Source organism: Variovorax sp. YR566, from assembly GCF_051992195.1.
Lineage (GTDB): Bacteria > Pseudomonadota > Gammaproteobacteria > Burkholderiales > Burkholderiaceae_C > Variovorax.
The window spans coordinates 284,800-304,949 of record NZ_CP197092.1 but is presented as its reverse complement, the minus strand read 5'-3'; the positions used below and the strand labels follow the sequence as shown (position 1 = coordinate 304,949).

The 20,150-nt window shown below is 67.2% G+C and carries 19 protein-coding genes and 1 tRNA gene; 12 read left to right on the top strand and 8 right to left on the bottom strand.

Going from position 1 to position 20,150, the window contains the following annotated elements:
• Window positions 1-22 precede the first annotated feature (22 nt).
• From ACTG4X_RS01525 to ACTG4X_RS01510, 4 genes are all read left to right on the top strand, one after another.
• A complete protein-coding gene (locus ACTG4X_RS01525; RefSeq protein ID WP_093076564.1) occupies window positions 23-829 on the top strand; it encodes a cyclase family protein in 807 nt (268 codons plus the stop codon).
• A gap of 13 nt (window positions 830-842) precedes the next feature.
• A complete protein-coding gene (gene fahA / locus ACTG4X_RS01520) occupies window positions 843-2,165 on the top strand; it encodes a fumarylacetoacetase (protein ID WP_097197493.1) in 1,323 nt (440 codons plus the stop codon).
• A 100-nt stretch (window positions 2,166-2,265) separates the two neighbouring features.
• Window positions 2,266-2,406, top strand: coding sequence for a hypothetical protein (locus ACTG4X_RS01515; RefSeq protein WP_179830357.1), 141 nt, complete (start codon window positions 2,266-2,268; stop codon window positions 2,404-2,406).
• Between the two features lie 100 nt (window positions 2,407-2,506).
• On the top strand, window positions 2,507-3,547 hold the full coding sequence (locus ACTG4X_RS01510; RefSeq protein WP_179830358.1) for an RNA ligase (ATP): 1,041 nt from the start codon (window positions 2,507-2,509) through the stop codon (window positions 3,545-3,547).
• A 58-nt stretch (window positions 3,548-3,605) separates the two neighbouring features.
• Here the strand turns inward: ACTG4X_RS01510 and ACTG4X_RS01505 are convergent.
• The 3 genes from ACTG4X_RS01505 to ACTG4X_RS01495 form a co-directional block, all read right to left on the bottom strand.
• Window positions 3,606-3,681 (bottom strand) — tRNA-Gly (locus tag ACTG4X_RS01505).
• Window positions 3,682-3,744: 63 nt separating this feature from the next.
• Complete coding sequence (locus tag ACTG4X_RS01500; protein WP_097197495.1) at window positions 3,745-4,647, bottom strand: NAD(P)/FAD-dependent oxidoreductase; 903 nt, start codon at window positions 4,645-4,647, stop codon at window positions 3,745-3,747.
• Entirely contained in the window at window positions 4,637-5,098 is a 462-nt protein-coding gene (locus tag ACTG4X_RS01495; protein ID WP_093057051.1) for an RrF2 family transcriptional regulator, read from the bottom strand. Before ACTG4X_RS01495 ends, ACTG4X_RS01500 begins: the two co-directional genes overlap by 11 nt.
• Window positions 5,099-5,203: 105 nt before the next feature.
• Between ACTG4X_RS01495 and ACTG4X_RS01490 the strand changes: the two genes are divergently transcribed.
• The 3 genes from ACTG4X_RS01490 (at window position 5,204) to ACTG4X_RS01480 (ending at window position 8,091) form a co-directional block, all read left to right on the top strand.
• Window positions 5,204-6,298 carry a helix-turn-helix domain-containing protein gene (locus ACTG4X_RS01490; RefSeq protein ID WP_097197496.1) on the top strand — a complete coding sequence of 365 codons (1,095 nt, stop codon included), beginning with the start codon at window positions 5,204-5,206 and terminating at the stop codon, window positions 6,296-6,298.
• Between the two features lie 107 nt (window positions 6,299-6,405).
• A complete protein-coding gene (locus ACTG4X_RS01485) occupies window positions 6,406-7,434 on the top strand; it encodes an alpha/beta hydrolase family protein (protein ID WP_097197497.1) in 1,029 nt (342 codons plus the stop codon).
• Window positions 7,435-7,611: 177 nt separating this feature from the next.
• Complete coding sequence (locus tag ACTG4X_RS01480; protein ID WP_097197498.1) at window positions 7,612-8,091, top strand: adhesin; 480 nt, start codon at window positions 7,612-7,614, stop codon at window positions 8,089-8,091.
• A gap of 65 nt (window positions 8,092-8,156) precedes the next feature.
• On the opposite strand, the gene ACTG4X_RS01475 is transcribed toward ACTG4X_RS01480, so the two are convergent.
• The 5 genes from ACTG4X_RS01475 to ACTG4X_RS01455 all read right to left on the bottom strand — a co-directional run bounded on the left by ACTG4X_RS01475 (window position 8,157) and on the right by ACTG4X_RS01455 (window position 14,176).
• Window positions 8,157-8,600 (bottom strand): MaoC family dehydratase, encoded by a 444-nt coding sequence (locus ACTG4X_RS01475; RefSeq protein ID WP_093174767.1) that lies wholly within the window; start codon window positions 8,598-8,600, stop codon window positions 8,157-8,159.
• 10 nt (window positions 8,601-8,610) lie between these two features.
• Window positions 8,611-9,897 carry a benzoyl-CoA 2,3-epoxidase subunit BoxA gene (boxA, locus tag ACTG4X_RS01470; protein WP_093174946.1) on the bottom strand — a complete coding sequence of 429 codons (1,287 nt, stop codon included), beginning with the start codon at window positions 9,895-9,897 and terminating at the stop codon, window positions 8,611-8,613.
• A gap of 50 nt (window positions 9,898-9,947) precedes the next feature.
• Window positions 9,948-11,375, bottom strand: coding sequence for a benzoyl-CoA 2,3-epoxidase subunit BoxB (gene boxB / locus ACTG4X_RS01465; RefSeq protein ID WP_093057056.1), 1,428 nt, complete (start codon window positions 11,373-11,375; stop codon window positions 9,948-9,950).
• A gap of 31 nt (window positions 11,376-11,406) precedes the next feature.
• Window positions 11,407-13,083, bottom strand: a complete 1,677-nt coding sequence (boxC, locus tag ACTG4X_RS01460; RefSeq protein WP_097197499.1) for a 2,3-epoxybenzoyl-CoA dihydrolase — start codon at window positions 13,081-13,083, stop codon at window positions 11,407-11,409.
• 139 nt (window positions 13,084-13,222) lie between these two features.
• The gene (locus tag ACTG4X_RS01455; RefSeq protein WP_093174760.1) at window positions 13,223-14,176 is read right to left on the bottom strand and encodes a helix-turn-helix transcriptional regulator; all 954 of its coding nucleotides are present in this window, start codon (window positions 14,174-14,176) and stop codon (window positions 13,223-13,225) included.
• A 163-nt stretch (window positions 14,177-14,339) separates the two neighbouring features.
• Between ACTG4X_RS01455 and ACTG4X_RS01450 the strand changes: the two genes are divergently transcribed.
• The 5 genes from ACTG4X_RS01450 (at window position 14,340) to ACTG4X_RS01430 (ending at window position 20,067) form a co-directional block, all read left to right on the top strand.
• Complete coding sequence (locus ACTG4X_RS01450) at window positions 14,340-14,831, top strand: DUF4863 family protein (protein ID WP_093057059.1); 492 nt, start codon at window positions 14,340-14,342, stop codon at window positions 14,829-14,831.
• A 123-nt stretch (window positions 14,832-14,954) separates the two neighbouring features.
• Window positions 14,955-16,505, top strand: a complete 1,551-nt coding sequence (locus ACTG4X_RS01445) for a 3,4-dehydroadipyl-CoA semialdehyde dehydrogenase (protein ID WP_097197500.1) — start codon at window positions 14,955-14,957, stop codon at window positions 16,503-16,505.
• Window positions 16,506-16,535: 30 nt separating this feature from the next.
• Window positions 16,536-18,083 carry a benzoate-CoA ligase family protein gene (locus tag ACTG4X_RS01440; RefSeq protein ID WP_097197501.1) on the top strand — a complete coding sequence of 516 codons (1,548 nt, stop codon included), beginning with the start codon at window positions 16,536-16,538 and terminating at the stop codon, window positions 18,081-18,083.
• Window positions 18,080-18,886, top strand: coding sequence for an alpha/beta fold hydrolase (locus tag ACTG4X_RS01435; RefSeq protein WP_097197502.1), 807 nt, complete (start codon window positions 18,080-18,082; stop codon window positions 18,884-18,886). Before ACTG4X_RS01440 ends, ACTG4X_RS01435 begins: the two co-directional genes overlap by 4 nt.
• Window positions 18,883-20,067: an ABC transporter substrate-binding protein gene (locus tag ACTG4X_RS01430; RefSeq protein WP_093057063.1), complete on the top strand. Its 1,185-nt coding sequence runs from the start codon at window positions 18,883-18,885 to the stop codon at window positions 20,065-20,067. Before ACTG4X_RS01435 ends, ACTG4X_RS01430 begins: the two co-directional genes overlap by 4 nt.
• The last annotated feature ends 83 nt before the right edge of the window (window positions 20,068-20,150 follow it).

Below are 20,150 nucleotides of genomic sequence, written 5' to 3'. Positions count from 1 at the left end.
ACACCCCACAAGGAGCCCCGCCATGCCACGCAAATTCGTCGACCTCTCGATCTTTCTCGAAAACGACGTGCTCTCCGACCCGCCGGCCTTCGCACCGAAGATCCAGTACTTCACGCACGAGCAGACCTACGAGCAGATCGAGCCCTTCTTTCCCGGCCTTCAGCGCGAAGACCTGCCCGACGGCGAAGGCTGGGCGGTGGAGCTGGTGCAGCTGTCGACGCACAACGGCACGCACCTCGATGCGCCCTATCACTTCCACTCGACCATGGACAAGGCGCTGGGCGAGAAGAAGCCCGCCATCGCGATCCATGACGTGCCGCTCGAATGGTGCTTCCAGCCGGGCGTGAAGCTCGACTTTCGCCACTTCGCCGACGGCTACGTGGTGACGGCCGACGACGTCGAGGCCGAGTTGAAGCGCATCGGCCACACGCTGAGTCCGCTGGAGATCGTGGTGGTCAACACGCGCGCCGGCTCGCGCTACGGCAACCCCGACTACGTGTCGGCCGGCGCGGGCATGGGCTACGAGGCGACGATGTACCTGCTCGAGCGCGGCGTGCGCCTCACCGGCACCGACGCATGGAGCTGGGACGCGCCCTTCGTGCACACCGCGAAGAAGTACGGCGAGACGCATGACGCCTCGCTGATCTGGGAAGGCCACAAGGCTGGCCGCGACATCGGCTACTGCCACATCGAGAAGCTGCACAACCTCGAGGTGCTACCACCCACGGGCTTCTTCATCAGCTGCTTTCCGCACAAGATCCGCGGCGCGTCGGCGGGGTGGACGCGCGCGGTCGCGATCTTCGACGACGCGCTGATGGCTTCGGTGTGAGGGCCTCTTCACCATGAGCGCACTCAACCACACGCACGACGCCAACGCGCGCAGCTGGGTCGAATCGGCCAATGCAGCGGACAGCGACTTTCCGATCCAGAACCTGCCGCATGCGGTGTTTCGCCGCGCGGGCAGCAGCGAGGCGTTTCGCGGCGGCGTCGCCATCGGCGACCAGGTGCTGGACCTTGCGGCGCTGGCCGCCCAGCAACAGCTCGACGGTCTTGCACTCGATGCGGCGCGAGCGGCCGCGCTGCCCGCGCTGAACGACTTCTTCGCGCTCGGCGGCGCCGCGTGGAAGGCGCTGCGGCACGCGCTCTTCGACCTGCTGAAGAACGACGCACCCGTCGCCACGGTGCAGGCCGTGCGCGAATGCCTGGTGCCGCAGGCCGAAGTCGAATACACGGTGCCTGCACGCATCGGCGACTACACCGACTTCTACACCTCGATCGACCATGCGCTGAACATCACGCGCCTGTTCAACCCCGAAGGCGACGTGACGCCCAACTTCCGCTGGATTCCGACCGCGTACCACGGGCGCGTGTCGACCATCGGCGTGAGCGGCCAACGCTTTCACCGGCCGATGGGGCAGGCGATGGCGCCGGGCGCGAAGGCGCCGACGTATCAGGCCTGCGCGCGGCTCGACTACGAGCTGGAGCTTGGCGTGTGGATCGGCAGCGGCAATGCGCAGGGCGAGCCCATTGCGCTCGAACATGCGGAAGAACACATCTTCGGCATCTGCCTGCTGAACGACTGGTCGGCGCGCGACATCCAGTTCTGGGAGATGGCGCCGCTCGGTCCCTTCCTCGCGAAGAACTTCGCAACCACGATCTCGCCATGGATCGTGACGATGGAAGCGCTTGCGCCCTACCGGCAGGCGTGGACGCGGCCAACGAGCGAGCCCCAACCGCTCGCGTACCTGGAGAACGCGAAGAACCGCGAGAGCGGCGCGCTCGACATCCGCCTGGAGGTCTGGCTCGAAAGCGAGAAGGCGCGCAAGGAGAAGACGGGCCCGTCGCGCCTGTCGTCCACGAGCTTCAGGCACCAGTACTGGAGCGTCGCGCAGATGGTGACGCACCACACGATGGGCGGCTGCAGCCTGAACCCGGGCGACCTGTTCGGCAGCGGCACGATCTCCGGGCCCGGTGCAGGTGAAGCCGGCGCAATCATCGAACTGACGCGCGCCGCGCAAAGCCCGGTGACGCTGACCAATGGCGAACAGCGCGGTTTTCTGGAAGACGGCGATGCGGTGCTGCTGCGCGGCTGGTGCAAGAAGCCGGGGCATGCGCGCATCGGGTTTGGGGAGAGCCGGGGGACGGTGTTGGCGGCCAGGGGTTGACGCCGCCGTAAACATTATTTACAGTCCGCCTCCTTCGCGAATTTGCTCGCGTCGATCCGACAACGAAACACACCCACAACCGCCACCCGGAAGCCTCTTCGTGAACGCAGCACTGGTCATTGCCAACGTCATCGACAACGCGAGCCCGACATCGGGCCGTGCGTTCGTGTGCGGCATGGGCCATGCGATCGGCCTGCAGCAAGCGGGCTATCACGCATCACCGGGAGGAGTCGGCGCATAGCGCGCATCTCTTCAGCACTCTTTTCAAGGAGGCCCGGACACCGAATGGTTCCGGGCCTCTTTTCTTTTGCGTCACCATCAACCACAGGGAGAAAACAACCATGCGCAAACTCGTCACCGTCCGCACCGTCGACGCCATCCGCCCCATCCCCGGGGCCGATGCCATCGAATGCGCCATCGTCGAAGGCTGGACCGTCGTCATCAAGAAGGGGGAGTTCGCCGTCGGCGACCGCTGCGTCTTCTTCGAGATCGACGCGTTCCTGCCGCTCGACGATCCACGCTTCGCCTTCCTGGAGAAGGCCGCGATCACCTGGAACGAACAGCGCGGCGTGCGGCTTCGCACGATGAAGCTGCGCGGCCAGATCTCGCAGGGGCTGATCCTGCCGCTGTCGCAGTTCGCGGAAATCGACGCGCTCGCGCTGGCCGATCCGGCACTGCGCCAGCGCGATTGGGCCGAGCTGTTCGGCATCGGCAAATGGGAGCCGGTGATCCCGGCCTGCCTGTCGGGCGAGGTGGAGGGCCCATTCCCGTCCTTCATTGACAAGACCGACCAGGAGCGCATCCAGAACCTGCCGGAGGTGCTTGCAGCAAACGACGGGCTTGCGTTCGAGGTCACGGTCAAGCTCGACGGATCGAGCATGACCGCGTTCCACAACGCAGGCGCACTCGGCGTGTGCGGGCGCAACTGGCAACTGCGTGAAACCCCGGGCAACAGCCTGTGGCGCGTGGCGCGGGAAAACCGCCTGCTGGAAGCGCTCGCGACGCTGGGCCGCAATGTAGCGCTGCAGGGCGAGATCATCGGCGAGGGCATCCAGGGCAACCCGGAGAAGCTGCGCGGTCAGCAGTTCCACGTTTTCGATGTGTTCGACATCGACCGCGGCAGCCACTGCGGGATGGATGAGCGCAACGCCATCGTCGACGCGCTGCGCGTGTTGGGAGCGGGGGTGCGCACCGTGCCGCTGCTCGAAGTGAGCACGCTCGACCGCTTTGGCGGATCGATGGCCGAGGTGCTGGCGTATGCCGAAGGGCCGTCGCTGAACCCGGGCACCTCGCGCGAGGGGGTGGTGTTCAAGCGACTGGACGGCGGGCTGTCGTTCAAGGCGATCTCGAACAGCTACCTGCTGAAGCACTCGGACCGCTGAGCAATCAAGCGCCCAATGAAAAAGGCCACCCGATGAGGTGGCCTTTTTTTCTGCAATGTGGAGCGGGAAAAGAGTCTCGAACTCTCGACCTCAACCTTGGCAAGGTTGCGCTCTACCAACTGAGCTATTCCCGCGTGAAGCCTCAAATTATAGGGTGATCTTGAGCCACTTTTCCCGGATCCGGGAAAAAAGTTCGCTCAAGCGTCGAACACCAGCGACCGATGCAGCGACACGCCGGCCATCAGGCCGTCCGCCGAGGCCAGCGTGGCATTGGTGAATTTCATAGAGAGGTCGCCCGCCGCGTAGACGTCGGGCACCGTCGTCATCTTCATGCCGTCGACGCGCAGCACCGGGCCGAAGGGGCCGTCGTCGAAGGCGCAGCCGAGCTGTTCGGCCAGCGGGCTGGATGGACGCGTGTGCGGCACCACGTACAGCGCCTCGATCGGCACGAGCCTGCCATCGTCGATGCGCACGCCGGCAAGCTGAGGCACCGCGCCTTCCAGGCCAACGATGCGCCCCGGCTCGATGGCCACGCCGCGCGACTGCAGCTTCGCGCGCGTCTCGGCATCGGGCCCGTCGCCGCCATTCAGGAAGACCGTGGTCGGGCCCCACTCGTTGATCAGCAGCGAATGGTCCGGCGGATGCCCGCTGTGGAACAGCACGCCCAGTGGACGCCCGCTGAACTCGTAGCCGTGGCAATAGGGGCAGTGCAACACGCTCTTGCCCCAGCGCTCGCTGATGCCGGCGATGTCGGGCAGGCCGTCCTGAATGCCGTACGCCAGGAGCAGCTTGCGGGTCGAGACCTGCTCGCCGTTGTCCAGTGACAGCGTGAATCCCTCGGCACCATCGGCGCTCGCGGCCACCGCACTGCCGCTGACGAACTTGACGGACGGATACGCAAGCAGCTTGTCGCGCGCGTCGGCAATCATCTTCAAGGGCGGCACGCCGTCCTGCCCGAAGAAACCGTGCGACGCCGCGGCAAAGCGGTTGCGCGGCGCGCCCGCATCGACGACGCACACGTTCCTTCGTGCGCGCGCCAGCTGCATGGCAGCGGAAAGGCCGGCAAAGCTGCCGCCCACGATCAGTGCGTCATAGCGCATGTTCAATGTCCTTCGATGTAAAGCCGCCGCCCGTCATGCGGCGGTGGAAGTCCCTGGAAAGATCGGCCAGCGTGATGCTGTTGAAACGCCTGAGCAGCAGCGCCTCGGCCTCGTCGCACGCACCATCGAGCGCCGCGTTCACGGCCTGCTCGACGATGCAGCCCGGGCTCTCGGTGCGATTGCCCATGGCCAGCAGCGCGGGCGCGCCGACGGCGTTGTGGATGTCGCCCAGCGTCACCGCCGCCAGCGAACACGACAGCACCCAGCCGCCGCCATGGCCCTTGGCCGAGCTGACGAACCCCGCCTGCCGCAGGCCGGCCATGAGGCGGCGCACGACGACCGGGTTGGTGTGCATCGCAGCCGCGAGCGACTCGGAAGTGACGGGGTCGTTCATCTCGGCCATGTGCAGGAGCACGTGGAGAACGGCTGAAAGCTTGCTGTCTCGTTTCATGCAACATTATGAGTTGCATATGTTTGTCATGGCGTGCCGAAGGGTCTTGCGGGGCCGGAACGCCCGTCGGTTGTCACGACACTGAGGTGAGAATCGGGCCGCACCATGACGCCCGCCCCGACAACCCTGCTCGACGCCGCCCTGCGCGGCGTGCTGCTGGCCTTGCTGCTCGTGCTCGCGCTGGTCCTCGGCCGCGACCGCCCTCGCCTGCCGGTCGCGCGCGCCGGCGTGCTGCTGACGCTGGGCCTGTGCATCCAGGTCATCGGCTCCGCGCCAGCCTTCGAATCGCTCGTGCCGCGCGTGTGGCAGTCGCCGTTCGTCGCCGTGGCGGTCGGCAATGCCGTGCTGTTCTGGGTGTTCGTGCAGGCGCTGTTCAACGATGACTTCAGGCCGCGGCCCGTGCACGTTGCCGCTTGGCTCGTGGTGGCCGCGGTGGCCGCGCTCAACTGCGCGGTGGTGGCGGGCAGCGCCTCGGTGCTCGCACCGGTGACGATGGGCGTTCAGCGCGCCGTGCCACTGGTGTTCGCGGTGCTGGCCGCGATGGCGGCAGCCTCGCAGTGGCGGGCGGACCTGGTGGAGGGGCGGCGCCGGCTGCGCGTGTTCATCGTGGTGACGGGCGTCGGCTACAGCGTCGGGATGCTGGTCGTCCGGCTGGCCTCGCCGCGCGGGCAGCTGTCCAGCCTGTCGGCGACGGCTGATGTGGCGATGCTGCTGCTGATCGTGGCGGTGGTGGCTTGGCGGATGGTGCGGCTGGCGGGGTCGGAGCTGTTTCCGGCCGCGGTGGTTCCGGATGCGCCTATCCCAACGGTCGAACCGCCCCCCGTCGAACCTCCGGCCCCCGACCCCGCCGAAGACCGCCTCGCCGAATCCCTGCAACACGCCATGGCGGTCGATCACGCCTATCGCAGCGAAGACCTGAGCATCGCCGCCCTCGCCGCACGGCTCTCAGTGCCCGAATACCGCCTGCGCCGCCTCATCAACCAGCGGCTGGGCCACCGCAATTTCAACGCCTTCGTCAACGGCTTCCGGCTGGCCGAGGCGACGGCGGCGCTGGCCGACTCCTCGAAGCGCGAGCTGCCGGTGCTGACCATCGCCTTGACCGCGGGCTTCCAGTCCATCGGCCCGTTCAACCGCGCGTTCAAGGCCGCCACCGGCCTCACGCCCACCGAATTCCGCAAGCAGAAGCTGGCCGAATCCTGAAATCTCTTGCCGAAAACCGCGGTTGCGGCTTTCGGCAAGACGCGGCCGGCGCGCCGCTGCATCGTCCGGGTCGCCGGGGGCATGGGCCTCCGATGACAAGGAGTTCGATGCGACGACGTTTCCATTTCATCTTCCTGCTGGCCTTGTGGTCCGGATGGGCCCAAGCCTCGATGGGCATGGCGGAGCTTGCCGCCACGGCCGATGACGGCCCGGTGACCGTGTTCTATCCATCCGCAGATGCGGCCCAGCCGACCCGGCGCGCCCGCTTCACGCTCGACATGGCGGCGCAGGGCGCACCGGTGCGCGGCAATGGCCGGCTGGTCGTCGTCTCGCACGGCTCCGGCGGCGCGCCGTGGGTGCACGTGGACCTGGCGCGCAGCCTGGTAGACGCCGGCTTCATCGTCGCCATGCCCGAACACAAGGCCGACAACTACAAGGACGACAGCAACCCCGGTCCCGACAGCTGGTCGATGCGCCCGGCCGAGGTGTCGCGCGCCATCGACGCAGTGGCTCGCGACCCGCGCTTCGCGCCGCTGCTGCAGCTCGACAAGGTCGGCATGTACGGCATGTCGGCGGGTGGGCACACGGCGCTGAGCCTCGCGGGCGGGCGCTGGTCGCCGGCCGGGTTCAAACAGCATTGCGAGGCGAACCTGGTGGACGACTTCCAGTCCTGTGTCGGCCTGATCATGCGGCTGACGGGCGGGCCTTTCGATGGCCTGAAGAAATGGGCCGCGCTGTGGGTCATCCGCCATCGCTTCGACGACGCCACCCCGCGCGAGCACACCGACCCGCGCATCGCCGCCATCGCGGCGGCCGTGCCTTCGTCGGCCGATTTCGACATGGCCTCGCTGGCCAACCCGCGCGTGCCGCTGGGGCTCATCACCGCCCGGCAAGACCGCTGGCTGATCCCGCGCTTTCACAGCGACCGGGTGCTGGCGGCCTGCCTGCCGCGCTGCGAACTGATTGCCGACATGCCCACCGCCGGGCACGGTTCGCTGCTGTCGCCGCTGCCGCCGGGACTCACCGGGCTGATCGGCGACATGCTCAACGACCCGTCTGGCTTCGACCGCGCCGGCGTGTTACCGGACGTGAACCGCAAGACAACAGCATTCTTCAGCACGCATCTGCTGCCTTGATGCGGGCCGGGGCCTAACGTACGAGCCTCTGATTTCGCCGACAGCCGATTCCCACACGCGTGGGCGACTGTCGCGCACATGGCGACAGATGGCGGCCCGGCCATGGTTGCACCCGAATCGATCGAACCTCGGTCGGTTCTTGAAATCGTGACCATGCTACGAAAGGAACAGTCACCCATGAAGCAACAGCAACACAACCGCATCTTCCTCGGCGCCCTGCTCGCAGGCCTCCTGGCCGTCGGCGGCGCAGCCCAGGCGCAAGGCGTCGGGGTCGGCGTGGGAGTCAATGCAGACGTGAACACTTCGGGCGCCGCCGGCACCGGCTCCCCACAGGGCGGAGCCGCAGCAGGCGCCGGTGCACGCACCGGTGCGGCCGCAGGCGCCCGCACGAATGCCGGCACTACCGCCACCGACGCGGCCGGCAACTCGACAGGCGGCGTTGGCAATGCCGTCGGTGGCGTGCTGGGTGGCGCCACCGGCGCTGTCGGCGGCGCCACGAATGCAGTGGGCGGCGTGGCGAACACCGCTGGCAGCACGCTGAATGGCGCAACCGGCGCCGTGGGCTCGACCGCCGGTGCCGTGAAGCCGGCAAACGCCGGCGCGAAGGCTCGCGCCAAGGCCCAAGGCTCGGGCGCTGTCGACATCAAGCAGCAGTAACCCCGGCGGCCAAGCCGAAGAAAGCCCGCAGCGTCCGCGTTGCGGGCTTTTTAATTGATGAAGCCTCAGTCGGCCAGCTTGAGCTTGAACAGGCTGGTGACTTCCGCGTCGAGCACTACCAGCTCGCGCTGGTTGAAGAGCCGCCAGCGCCAGCGCAGGATGCCGAGCGTGGGGCGCTTCTCGGAGCGGCGCACCTCGATAACGTCTGCCACCAGTCGCAGCGCGTCGCCGGGCCGCACGGGGTTGGGCCAGCGCACATGCTCGAGCCCCGGCGACGCAAAAGACTCGGAGCCGGCGAGCGCCGCGCCGACCACCAGCCGCATCGCGATGGAGCACGTATGCCAGCCGCTGGCGATCAGCCCGCCGAAAGGGCTGTCGGCAGCCGCGTCGGCATCGGTGTGAAACCACTGCGGGTCGTAGGCCCGCGCGAACTGCAGGAGCTCGGCTTCGGCAAGCACGTAAGGGCCGGCCTCGATGACCTGGCCTGCGTGGAAGTCGGCGAACTTCATCCGCCGCAGCTTAGTACGTTTCGAGGTGCAGGCGGCCTTCGCGTTTCAGGGCAGCGCCGACGGAGTCCCAGTCGAGCCCCGCTTCCTTCGCCACGTCGCGCAGTGCGAGCACCACGCCCTCTTCCATGCTCTTGAGGCCGCACACGTAGAAGTGGCTGCTGCCGTCTTTCAGCAGTGCGGCCAGGTCGGCGGCGCGTTCGCGCATCAGGTCCTGCACGTAGCGCTTGGGTTGCCCCGGCGTGCGCGAGAACGCGAGGTTGATGTCGATGAAGTCCTTGGGCAGCGACTGCAGCGGGCCGAAATACGGCAGCTCCTGCTGCGTGCGCGCGCCGAAGAACAGCATCAGCTTGCCGCCTTCGAACTTGCCGCTCTTGCGCAGCCGGCGGCGCCATTCGGTCATGGCGCGCATCGGCGCGCTGCCGGTGCCGGTGCAGATCATCACGATGTGCGACCTGGGGTGGTTCGGCATCAGGAACGACGCGCCGAAGGGCCCCACCACCTGCACCGTGTCGCCCACCTTCAGGTCGCACACGTAGTTGGAGCACACGCCGCGCACCGGCTCGCCTTCGTGGTCTTCGGTCACGCGCTTCACGGTGAGCGAGACGTTGTTGTAGCCGGGCCGCTCGCCGTTGCGCGGGCTGGCCACCGAGTACTGGCGCGCATGGTGGCGCTTGCCGATGGCATCAATGCCCGGAGGCACGATGCCGATCGACTGGCCTTCGAGCACCGGGAATGGCAACACGCCGAAGTCGAGCACGATGTGATGCGTCTCGCTGTCGAAGCCCGCCTCGGTGCAGTTGAAGTTGCCCACCACGGTGGCGGTGGTCGGCGTCTTCGGCGGAAAGAGATTGGTGTAGGCGTGCGCAGCCGACCAGGGCGGCACGGTGGCGCCGTACTGCGCGGAGTTGAAGGCCGGCTCGACGGATTCGACTGCAGCCTGGGCTTGCGCCTGGGTTTGCTCAGGCGCGGCGGCATCGCCAGCGGCTTCGGCAGACACGCCGGCCGCTTCCAGCTCTTCGGGCGAGAGCTCGGCGGGCAGCGATTCCCAGGTGAGCTGTTCCTCGATCGTGTACGCGCGCACCAGCGGCATCGTGCGCCAGTTGTCGATCGAGCCCGTCGGGCACGGCGAGATGCAGGCCATGCAGCCGTTGCAGACGTCGGCTCGCACGACGTAGTTGTTGTCGTCGTGCGTGATCGCGTTGACGGGGCAGGTGGCCTCGCAAGTGTTGCAGCGGATGCAGATCTCGGGGTCGATCAGGTGCTGCTTGATGACCCCGGCTTCAACGGCCATGTCCATGTTTTTCTCCATCCCCTCGCCGTGGGGACGAGGGATTCATATCCAGGCGCTCAGCCGAAACGCACGTATTCGAAGTCCACGGGCTGGCGATTGATGCCCATCACCGGCGGCGAGATCCAGCCTGCGAACTTGCCCGGCTCCACCACGCGGCCCATCAACGATGCCACGAAAGCGAAGTCTTCGGCGCTCGGCAGCCATTCATCGCGCTTGGCGGCCCATTCCACGTCGTTCACCACGCGGCCTTCCGGCGACATCTTGATGCCGGCGAGCGCGCCGATCTGGCGGTTGAAGGCCTTGTGCGGCACCACCAGGCGCGTCGGGATGCCGGCCTTTTCCAGCACCTTGTTCCAGCGGCCGACGCCGGCCACCGAGTCCTTGATGAAGTCGTCGCGCAGCACTTCGTTCAGTGCATTGAGCATCGGCACGTCTTTCTCGACGAGCTGGCCTTCCTTCACTTCCAGCACCTTGTAGGTCTGGCCCTTGAGGATGTGATCGTCCGTGCGCTTGCCTTCTTCGTAGCGGCCCTTCAGGCCCGAGCTGTAGAAGATGGCGGCGTTGCTCGACTGGTCGGCGCCGAACAGGTCGATGGTCACGCTGTAGTGGAAGTTCAGGTAGCGCTGGATGGTGCCCAGGTCGATGCAGCCCGCGGCGCGCACCTTCTGCGCGTCATCGGTCTTCAGCTCGTTCATGACCTGCGCGGTGCGCGCGATGACGCGTGACACGCCGCTTTCGCCCACGAACATGTGGTGCGCTTCCTCGGTCAGCATGAACTTCGTGGTGCGCGCCAGCGGATCGAACGCGCTTTCGGCCAGCGCCGAAAGCTGGAACTTGCCGTCTCGGTCGGTGAAGTACGTGAACATGAAGAACGCGAGCCAGTCGGGCGTGCGCTCGTTGAACGCACCCAGGATGCGCGGGTTGTTCTCGTCGCCCGAGGTGCGCTGCAAGAGCGCCTCGGCTTCCTCGCGCCCGTCGCGGCCGAAGTGCTTGTGCAGCAGATAGACCATCGCCCACAGGTGGCGGCCTTCTTCCACATTGATCTGGAACAGGTTGCGCAGGTCGTACATGCTTGGCGCCGTGAGGCCCAGGTGGCGCTGCTGCTCGACCGATGCGGGCTCGGTGTCGCCCTGCGTCACGATGATGCGGCGCAGGTTGGCGCGGTGTTCGCCGGGCACGTCCTGCCAGGCCTTCTCGCCCTTGTGGTCGCCGAAATGAACTTCGCGGTTGGCGTCGCCCGGGTTCAGGAAGATGCCCCAGCGGTAGTCGCGCATCTTCACGTGGCCGAACTGGGCCCAGCCCTGCGGGTCGACGCTCACGGCCGTGCGCAGGTACACCTCGTGGTTGGTGGAGCCTTCGGGGCCCACGTCGTCCCACCAGTTGATGAAGTTGGGCTGCCAGCCTTCGAGCGCGCGCTGCAGCGTGCGGTCTTCGCCGAGGTTGACGTTGTTGGGGATCTTCTCGCTGTAGTTGATCGTGCTCATCGTTGTTCCTTGGGTTGTACGGACTGTCAGCTCAAACGCGGTTCATGTCGAAGCCGGCCTTTTCGCCGGTGCCGTAGACCTTGAGCGCACCCTTTTCGCCGACGGCGTTGGGGCGGTTGAAGATCCAGTTCTGCCAGGCGGTGAGCCGGCCGAAGATGCGGGTGGCCATGTTTTCCTTGCTCGCGAAGCGCAGGTTGGCCTCGAGGCCGGTGAGCGCGTCGGGCGACATGGCGGCGCGCTCCTCGATGACGATGCGGATCTCGTCGTCCCAGTCGATGTCGTCGGGCGCAGCGGTGACCAGGCCGAGCTTCAGCGCTTCGTCAGCGTCGAGCGCCTTGCCTGCGGCGGCGCGCGCGGCTTCGAGCGGCGCGGCCTCTTCATAGAAGCGGCGCTGCAGGCGGCTCTGGTCGTTCACCATCGGGAAGAAGCCGAAGTTGAACTCGTCGAGCGTGAGCTTGGGTGCGCGGTCGGCATCGTCGGGCAGCGCAAGCATGTACGTGCGGTCGGCCGCGAAGGCCAGCTCGGCCAGCGTACCGACGAAGCACGAGCCGGCTTCGACCAGCGCGAACAGGCTGCGCGAAGAAACATCGAGGCGTGCCAGCGTGCGACGCAGCGCGCCGATGGTTTCGCGCACCAGCCAGTGGTCCTTGTTGGCGAGCATCACGGCGTCCGACGCGAGCACGGCGGCGGCATCGCCTTCGGTCTTGAGCAGCCAGGTGCCGGTGTCGAGCTCGTTGGTGCGCAGGTTGAGGATGGCGTCGTCGAGTTCGCGGCACATCGCGAGCGGCCACCAGGCGGCGCCTGCGGCTTCGATGGCGGCGATGTCCGCCGGCTGCGTGCCGGTGGGGGCCTTGACGGTGATCGTGGCGGTGCGCTTGCTGCGGTCGATCTGCACGTTGACGTGCGAGTAGGCAATGCCGTCGGCGCTGTCGGTGCGCTCGAGGCGGGTCAGGGCCACGCCCTTGCCGCCGGCGGGGCGGTCGCTGCCTGCGGCGAGCTGCGAAGCACGGTCTTGCACCGCAGCGGCGAACTGCGCGGGCTTGGCCACGGCATCGACCAGGCGCCAGTCGACCGCGCGCTGGCCGCGCACGCCTTCGACGCTGGTGCAGAAGATGTCGGCAAGGTCATGGCGCACGTGGCGCTTGTCGGTCACGCGGGTCAGGCCGCCGGTGCCGGGCAGCACGCCGAGCAGCGGCACTTCGGGCAGCGACACGGCAGAGGAGCGGTCGTCCACCAGCAAAATTTCGTCGCAGGCCAGCGCCAGTTCGTAGCCGCCGCCCGCGCAGGCGCCGTTCACGGCCGCGAGGAACTTCAGGCCCGAATGCTTCGAGGAGTCTTCGATGCCGTTGCGCGTCTCGTTGGTGAACTTGCAGAAGTTCACCTTCCACGCATGGCCCGAGACGCCGAGCATGAAGATGTTGGCGCCCGAGCAGAAGATGCGGTCCTTGCCGCTGGTGACGATCACGCTGCGCACTTCGGGGTGCTCGAATCGCACGCGGTTGAGCGCGTCGTTCAGCTCGATGTCCACGCCCAGGTCGTAGCTGTTGAGCTTCAACTTGTAGCCGGGGCGGATGCCGCCGTCTTCCGCAATGTCGAGCACGAGGCGCGCGATGGCACCGTCGAAGCTCAGGGACCAGTGGCGGTATTGGCCGGGCTCGGTGCGGTAGTCGACGCGCGGGGGCGCCTGGAGCGTGGTGGTGTCGGTCATGCGGAAGTCTCCTGTGGGGCAGTGTTCGGAAACCGTGAACAGGAAAGATAATGCACTTTACTGCTCCGATGACATGCATCATGCTGCATGCATGTAGGCAAGTCAATGCCTAGTGCACTTTTTTTCAGATTTCAGGCGCCTAGACCAGTCCCATGGACTGGCGGGCGACGGAGCGCAAGGCCTGGAAGCTCTGCGACAAGGTCTTGCCGCTCGTATCCACCGACAGATCGGCCTTCGAATAAAAGGCGGCCCGGCCGTTCAGGATGCGGCGCAGGTCTTCCATCGCTTCCTTGCTGGCCGCCATCGGGCGGGTGTCGCCCTGCGCGGCCACGCGACCCATGTGCTCCTCGGGCGCGGCCTGCAGCCACACGGTGGTGCAGTGCGCGAGCAGTTCGTTGAAGGTGGCCGGGTCTGACACGATGCCGCCGGGCGTGGCGATGACCACCTCGCTGTAGATCTGCACAGCCTCCTCAAGCGCGCGGCGCTCGTAGCGACGGTAGGCGTTGGTGCCGTACAGGTCGTGGATCTCGCGCACGCTGCAGCCGGCGAGCTTCTCGATCTCGCGGCTCAGCTCGATGAAGGGCAGTTCCAGGTCTTCGGCCAGCATCTGCCCCAGCGTCGACTTGCCCGCGCCGCGCAGCCCCACGAGGGCGATGCGCCGGTGCCGCGCCGGGTCGACAGAGGCGGTGCCCAGCAACTCGCCGAGCGCCACGCGCACGCGGCGCAGGTCGGCTTCGCTGCGGTGCTCGAGCAGTTCGCGGATCAGCAGCCACTCGGGCGAGCTGGTCGTGACGTCACCCACCAGTTCGGCCAGCGAGCAGTGCAGCGCACCGGCCACCTGCTGCAGCACCAGGATCGACGCGTTGCCGATGCCGTATTCAAGATTGGCCAGGTGGCGCTCCGACACGTCGGCCGAAATAGCCACCGCCTTGCGCGTGAGGCCGCGCTGCGCGCGCAGGTTGCGCACGCGGTCGCCCAGCGCCACCAGCAGCGGATTCTTCGCCTCCCCTGCGACGGCGTGGCCCTGGGCACCGTTGCTGCCGTTGCCGCTTTCCAGCGCGGCAGCCAGCCCCGCGTCTACATGCTCATTCATGCAATTCCTCGTTCTTCGCCGGGATTGTGCGCGCTCAGGGTAAACACCATAGATGCACTATATTGCTTGACACTCATTGCCTCGATGCTTATTGTTCGGCCACACGCAAGATACTGCACGCGCAGTGATCCTGCAAGGTAGTTCCAAAGTTCGAGGCCCCACGATGTCCGACAGCAGCACTCCCGCCACCGGCAAGGAAGCATTTCACCAGCTGATCGCCGGCCTGACCGCCGAGATTGCCGGCAGGCCGCTCGACGGCACGCTCGACCAGTGGCTCAACGCCACCCACGGCGCGGGCAGCGCCAGCTTCGAACAACTGCGCCAGGCCTGCATCGGCGGCGTCGCCGAAGGCTGGCTCTGCGAACGCGAAGGCGGCGGCATCAGGTATGGCCGCGTCTTCAAGGCCGAAGACGCGCTGCACCGCTTCTCGGTCGACGTGGTCGACATGAAGGACATCGCCGGCCCGCACCACACGCATCCGAACGGCGAGATCGACCTGATCATGCCGCTCGACGACAGCGCCGCCACCTTCGACGGACGGCCCGCGGGCTGGTGCGTCTACGGGCCCGGCACCGCGCACCGCCCGACCGTGGCCAGTGGCCGCGCGCTCGTCCTGTATCTGCTGCCCGAAGGGCAGATCAAGTTCACCGTATGAAGCACTCCCCCAGGCTTGCCCACTTCGTGTGGCCGCCAACCCCCTCGCCGGGGGCAACACCAGCGGCCCGGCAAAGCCGGTTCCGCGGTGTTCCCCGAACCTGCCCACGTTGAGACCCATCGAATGACCGAGCTCCTTTCCAACTACGTCGCCGGCCGCTGGCAAAGCGGATCGGGCGCCGGTACGCCCCTGTTCGACCCGGTGCTGGGCACCGAGCTCGCGCGCGTCGATGCCACAGGGCTCGACCTGCCCGCCGCCTTTGCCTTTGCACGCGAACAGGGTGGCGAGGCGCTGCGCGCCCTCACCTACCGCCAGCGCGCCGCCTTGCTCGCAGCCGTCGTGAAGGTGCTGCAAGCCAACCGCGACGCGTACTACGAGATCGCCACCGCCAATTCCGGCACGGTGAAGAACGACTCGGCCGTCGACATCGACGGCGCGATCTTCACGATCGGCCAGTACGCGAAATGGGGCGACACGCTCGGCGACGTGCGTGCGCTGCGCGACGGCGAAGCCGTGAAGCTCGGCAAGGAGCCGGTATTCCAGTCGCAGCACCTGCAGGTGCCGACGCAGGGCGTGGCGCTGTTCATCAACGCCTTCAACTTCCCCTCGTGGGGCTTGTGGGAAAAGGCTGCGCCCGCGCTGCTGTCGGGCGTGCCCGTGATCGTGAAGCCCGCCACGGCCACCGCCTGGCTCACGCAGCGCATGGTGAAGGACGTGGTCGATGCAGGCGTGCTGCCCGCTGGCGCGCTCTCCATCGTCTGCGGCAGCTCGGCCGGCTTGATGGATGCGCTGCAGCCCTTCGACGTGGCCTCGTTCACCGGTTCGGCCGAGACGGCCGCAGTGATCCGCTCGCACCCCGCCGTGGCCGAACGCTCGGTGCGCGTGAACATCGAAGCCGACAGCCTCAACAGCGCCCTGCTGCTGCCCGGCGCCGCGCCCGGCAGCGAGGCCTTCAACCTGCTCGTGCGTGAAGTGGTGCGCGAGATGACGGTGAAGTCGGGCCAGAAATGCACGGCCATCCGCCGCATCCTGGTGCCAGCCGAGGTGTACGACGCGGCGGCCGAAGCCATCGGAGCCAAGCTCGCGGGCATCACGGTCGGCAATCCGCGCAACGAGAGCGTGCGCATGGGTTCGCTCGTGAGCCGCGCGCAGTTGAACGCAGTGCGCGAAGGCCTCGACGCACTGGCCGCGCAAACAACTGTGCTGCACGATGGCCGCAACAAGCCGCTGATCGACGCCGACCCGAACATCGCCGCCTGCATCGGCCCCGTGCTGCTTGGCGCGCGTGACGCCGATGCGGCGCAGCGCGTGCACGACGTGGAAGTGTTCGGCCCCGTGGCCACGCTGCTGCCCTACCGCGACCTCGCGCACGGCATTGCGCTGGCGCACCGCGGCCAGGGCTCGCTCGTCACCTCTCTATATGGCAGCGACGACGCAGCTCTGGCGCAAGCCGCGCTGTCGGTCGCGCCCAGTCACGGCCGCGTGCACGTCATCACCCCCGAAGTGGCACAGGCCCATACCGGCCACGGCAACGTGATGCCGATGTCGCTGCATGGCGGCCCCGGCCGCGCGGGCGGCGGCGCCGAGCTCGGCGGGCTGAGAGCGCTCGATTTCTATCACCGCCGCAGTGCGGTGCAGGCGAGCCCCGGCGTCATCGCCGCGCTCGGCCTCTAGAACAAGAACACGGCCGAAGGAGACAAGACCATGACCCTGCCCACACGATTCAACTTCGCCGAGCATCTGTTCGCCCTCAACCGCGACCGCGCCGGGCGCACCGCCTACATCGACGACCGAGGCACGCTGAGCTACGGCCAGCTCGAAGACCGCGCGCGCCGGCTGGCCGCCGCGCTGAAGTCGGCCGGCATCCGGCGCGAAGAGCGCGTGCTGCTGCTGATGCTCGATGGCAACGACTGGCCCGTGAGCTTTCTCGGCAGTCTCTATGCCGGCGTCGTGCCGGTCGCTGTCAACACGCTGCTCACGCCCGACGACTACGCCTACATGCTCGACCACAGCCGCGCGCAGGCGGTGCTGGTGTCGGGCGCGCTGCTGCCCACGCTGCAGGAGGCGATGGCGCGCGGCGGCCATGAAGTGCACACGCTGATCGTGTCGCAGCCCACGGGCGCCCTGCCCGATGGCGCCAAGGAATTCGATGCCGCACTCGCCGCCGTCGAGCCCCTGGCGTCGCCCGTGACAACCGCTTCCGATGACCCGGGTTTCTGGCTGTACTCCTCCGGCTCCACCGGCAAGCCCAAGGGCACTGTGCACACGCACGCCAACCTGTGGTGGACGGCCGAGCTCTACGGCAAGCCTGTGCTCGACCTCACCGAGAACGACGTGTGCTTCTCGGCCGCCAAGATGTACTTCGCGTACGGCCTCGGCAATGCGCTGACCTTCCCGCTGTCGGTCGGCGCCACCGTCGTGCTGATGGCCGAGCGGCCCACGCCCGACGCCACCTTCCGCCGCTGGGTGGAGCACAAGCCCACAGTGTTCTTCGGTGCGCCCACGGGCTTCGCGGGCATGCTCGCATCGCCCAAGCTGCCTGCGCGCGAAGCGGTGGCGCTGCGCATGTGCTCATCGGCCGGTGAAGCCTTGCCGGGCGAGATCGCTCAGCGCTTCAAGGCGCACTTCGGCTGCGAAATCATCGACGGCATCGGCTCGACCGAGATGCTGCACATCTTCATCTCCAACCGCCCCGGCGACATCCGCTACGGCACCACCGGCAAGCCGGTTGACGGCTACGAGGTCGAGTTGCGCGGCGAAGACGGCCGCCCGGTGCCCGACGGCGAAGTGGGCGACCTCTACATCCGCGGCCCCAGCTCGGCCCTGATGTACTGGGCCAACCGCGAGAAGTCGCGCGAGACCTTCCAGGGCGGCTGGACCAAGAGCGGCGACAAGTACACGCGCGACGCCGACGGCTACTTCACCTACGCCGGCCGCAGCGACGACATGCTCAAGGTCAGCGGCATCTACGTGTCGCCCTTCGAGGTCGAGGCCACGCTGATGCAGCACCCGGCCGTGCTCGAAGCGGCAGTCATCGGCAAGGAAGACACCGAAGGGCTGACCAAGACCAAGGCCTTCGTGGTGCTGAAAGACGGCAGCGCGGCAACCGAGGAAGAGCTGAAGGCCTTCGTCAAGGAACGCCTTGCGCCATATAAATACCCGCGCTTCCTGGAGTTCGTGAGCGAGCTGCCGAAGACGGCGACCGGCAAGATCCAGCGCTTCAGGCTGCGCGAGCGCGAGAAGCAGGCATGAGCACGCCCGAGTTCGCCGCCATCGACTGGCGCGGTCGCACTGTGCGCATCGAGTGCCAGTGGATTGCCCCTGAGCGCACCGACGCTCCGCTCTTCGTGTTCCTGCACGAAGGCCTGGGCTCCGTCGCCATGTGGAAGGATTTCCCCGCGCGAGTCTGCGAAGCCGCCAGCGCGCGAGGCCTGGTCTTCTCGCGTCCCGGCTACGGCCGCTCCACCCCGCGCGCCGACGACGAGATCTGGGACGTCGACTTCATGCACCGCCAGGCGCACGAAGTGCTGCCCGCCCTCTTCACCGCGCTGGGGCTCGGCGATGAAAAGCCCTGGCTCCTCGGCCACAGCGACGGCGGCTCGATCGCGCTGCTGTACGCCTCGCGCTTTCCCGGAAAAGTCGAAGGCCTGGTCGTGCTCGCTCCGCATATCTTCGTGGAAGACAAGACCGTCGCGAACATCGAGATCGCCCGCACCGCGTACCTGGGCACCGACCTGCCGAAGAAGCTCGGCCGCTATCACGACAGCGCCGACTCCGCCTTCTGGGGCTGGAACCGCATCTGGCTGCACCCGCCCTTTCGCGACTGGAACATCGAGGCGGAGCTCGACACCATCCGCTGCCCTGTGCTTGCCGTGCAAGGCATCGACGACGAGTACGGCACGCTTGCGCAGATCCGCGGCATCGCCGCGCGCGTCAGTGGTTGCGAGCTGCTCGAAATCCCTGAATGCGGGCATTCCCCGCATCGCGATCAGCCGGATCGTGTCATCGTCGCGGCCACTTCTTTCATCACCAAAAACAGGAGACAGACACCATGACCCTTCCCACCTCCGTGCGTACAGCCCGACTGGCCCTCACGGCCATCGCATTCGCCGCGCTGGCCTCGGCCGCCGGCGCCCAGGGCACCGGCAAGCTCAAGGTCGGCCTGATGCTGCCCTACAGCGGCACCTACACCGCCCTGGGCGTGGCCATCGAGAACGGCTTCAAGCTCTACGTCGACGAGCAAGGTGGCAAGCTCGCCGGCCGCGAGATCGAATACTTCAAGGTCGACGACGAGTCCGACCCCGCCAAGGCCACCGACAACGTCAACAAGCTCATCAAGCGCGACAACGTCGACGTGATCGTCGGCACCGTGCACTCGGGCGTCGCTATGGCCATGGCCAAGGCCGCCAAGGAAAGCGGCACCGTGCTGATCGTGCCGAATGCCGGCGCCGACGCCGTGACCGGGCCGATGTGCGCGCCCAACATCTTCCGCAGCTCGTTCAGCAACTGGCAGCCGGCCTTCGCCATGGGCGAAGTGGCGGCCAAGCAGCAGGGCAAGAAGAAGGCGATGACCATCACCTGGAAATACGCGGCCGGCGACGAGTCGGTCAACGGCTTCAAGGAAGGTTTCGAGAAAAACGGCGGCAAGGTCGACAAGCAGCTCACGCTGCCCTTCCCCAACGTGGAATTCCAGGCGCTGCTGACCGAGATCGCGGCGGCCAAGCCCGATGCGGTGTACGCCTTCTTCGCGGGCGGCGGCGCGGTGAAGTTCGTGAAGGACTACCAGGCCGCAGGCCTGAACAAGACCATTCCTCTGTACGGCCCCGGCTTCCTGACCGACGGCACGCTCGATGCGCAGGGCGAATCGGCACAAGGCATGCTGACCACGCTGCACTACGCCGACGGCTTGAACACCGCGCGCGACAACGCCTTCCGCGTCGGCTATGCCAAGGCCTTCAAGCTGCAGCCCGACGTGTACGCCGTGCAGGGCTACGACGCGGCGCAGATGCTGGGCGTGGGCCTTGCCGCCACCAAGGGCGACATCGGCAAGAAGGCCGAGTTCACGGCCGCCATCGAGAAGGCCAGGATCGACAGCCCGCGCGGCACGTTCACGATGAGCAAGTCGCACAACCCGGTGCAGGACATCTACCTGCGCAAGGTCGAGGGCAAGGAAAACAAGCTGGTGAGCACGGCCATCAAGGGACTGGCTGACCCAGCCCGCGGCTGCAGGATGTAAATAGGCTCACCCCCAGGCTTCGCTCACTTCGTGTGCTGCGCCAACCCCCTTGCAGGGGGCGACACCTGCGGCCCGGCAAAGCC

Bases quoted from the DNA above. Each gene is read 5' to 3' on its own strand.
- ACTG4X_RS01430 (WP_093057063.1), top strand. From the start codon at position 18,883: ATGACCCTTCCCACCTCCGTGCGTACAGCCCGACTGGCCCTCACGGCC.
- ACTG4X_RS01445 (WP_097197500.1), top strand. From the start codon at position 14,955: ATGACCGAGCTCCTTTCCAACTACGTCGCCGGCCGCTGGCAAAGCGGA.
- ACTG4X_RS01525 (WP_093076564.1), top strand. From the start codon at position 23: ATGCCACGCAAATTCGTCGACCTCTCGATCTTTCTCGAAAACGACGTG.
- ACTG4X_RS01500 (WP_097197495.1), bottom strand. From the start codon at position 4,647: ATGCGCTATGACGCACTGATCGTGGGCGGCAGCTTTGCCGGCCTTTCC.
- ACTG4X_RS01435 (WP_097197502.1), top strand. From the start codon at position 18,080: ATGAGCACGCCCGAGTTCGCCGCCATCGACTGGCGCGGTCGCACTGTG.
- ACTG4X_RS01450 (WP_093057059.1), top strand. From the start codon at position 14,340: ATGTCCGACAGCAGCACTCCCGCCACCGGCAAGGAAGCATTTCACCAG.
- ACTG4X_RS01495 (WP_093057051.1), bottom strand. From the start codon at position 5,098: ATGAAACGAGACAGCAAGCTTTCAGCCGTTCTCCACGTGCTCCTGCAC.
- ACTG4X_RS01510 (WP_179830358.1), top strand. From the start codon at position 2,507: ATGCGCAAACTCGTCACCGTCCGCACCGTCGACGCCATCCGCCCCATC.
- ACTG4X_RS01475 (WP_093174767.1), bottom strand. From the start codon at position 8,600: ATGAAGTTCGCCGACTTCCACGCAGGCCAGGTCATCGAGGCCGGCCCT.
- fahA (WP_097197493.1), top strand. From the start codon at position 843: ATGAGCGCACTCAACCACACGCACGACGCCAACGCGCGCAGCTGGGTC.
- ACTG4X_RS01485 (WP_097197497.1), top strand. From the start codon at position 6,406: ATGCGACGACGTTTCCATTTCATCTTCCTGCTGGCCTTGTGGTCCGGA.
- ACTG4X_RS01455 (WP_093174760.1), bottom strand. From the start codon at position 14,176: ATGAATGAGCATGTAGACGCGGGGCTGGCTGCCGCGCTGGAAAGCGGC.
- ACTG4X_RS01490 (WP_097197496.1), top strand. From the start codon at position 5,204: ATGACGCCCGCCCCGACAACCCTGCTCGACGCCGCCCTGCGCGGCGTG.
- ACTG4X_RS01440 (WP_097197501.1), top strand. From the start codon at position 16,536: ATGACCCTGCCCACACGATTCAACTTCGCCGAGCATCTGTTCGCCCTC.
- boxC (WP_097197499.1), bottom strand. From the start codon at position 13,083: ATGACCGACACCACCACGCTCCAGGCGCCCCCGCGCGTCGACTACCGC.
- boxA (WP_093174946.1), bottom strand. From the start codon at position 9,897: ATGGACATGGCCGTTGAAGCCGGGGTCATCAAGCAGCACCTGATCGAC.
- boxB (WP_093057056.1), bottom strand. From the start codon at position 11,375: ATGAGCACGATCAACTACAGCGAGAAGATCCCCAACAACGTCAACCTC.
- ACTG4X_RS01480 (WP_097197498.1), top strand. From the start codon at position 7,612: ATGAAGCAACAGCAACACAACCGCATCTTCCTCGGCGCCCTGCTCGCA.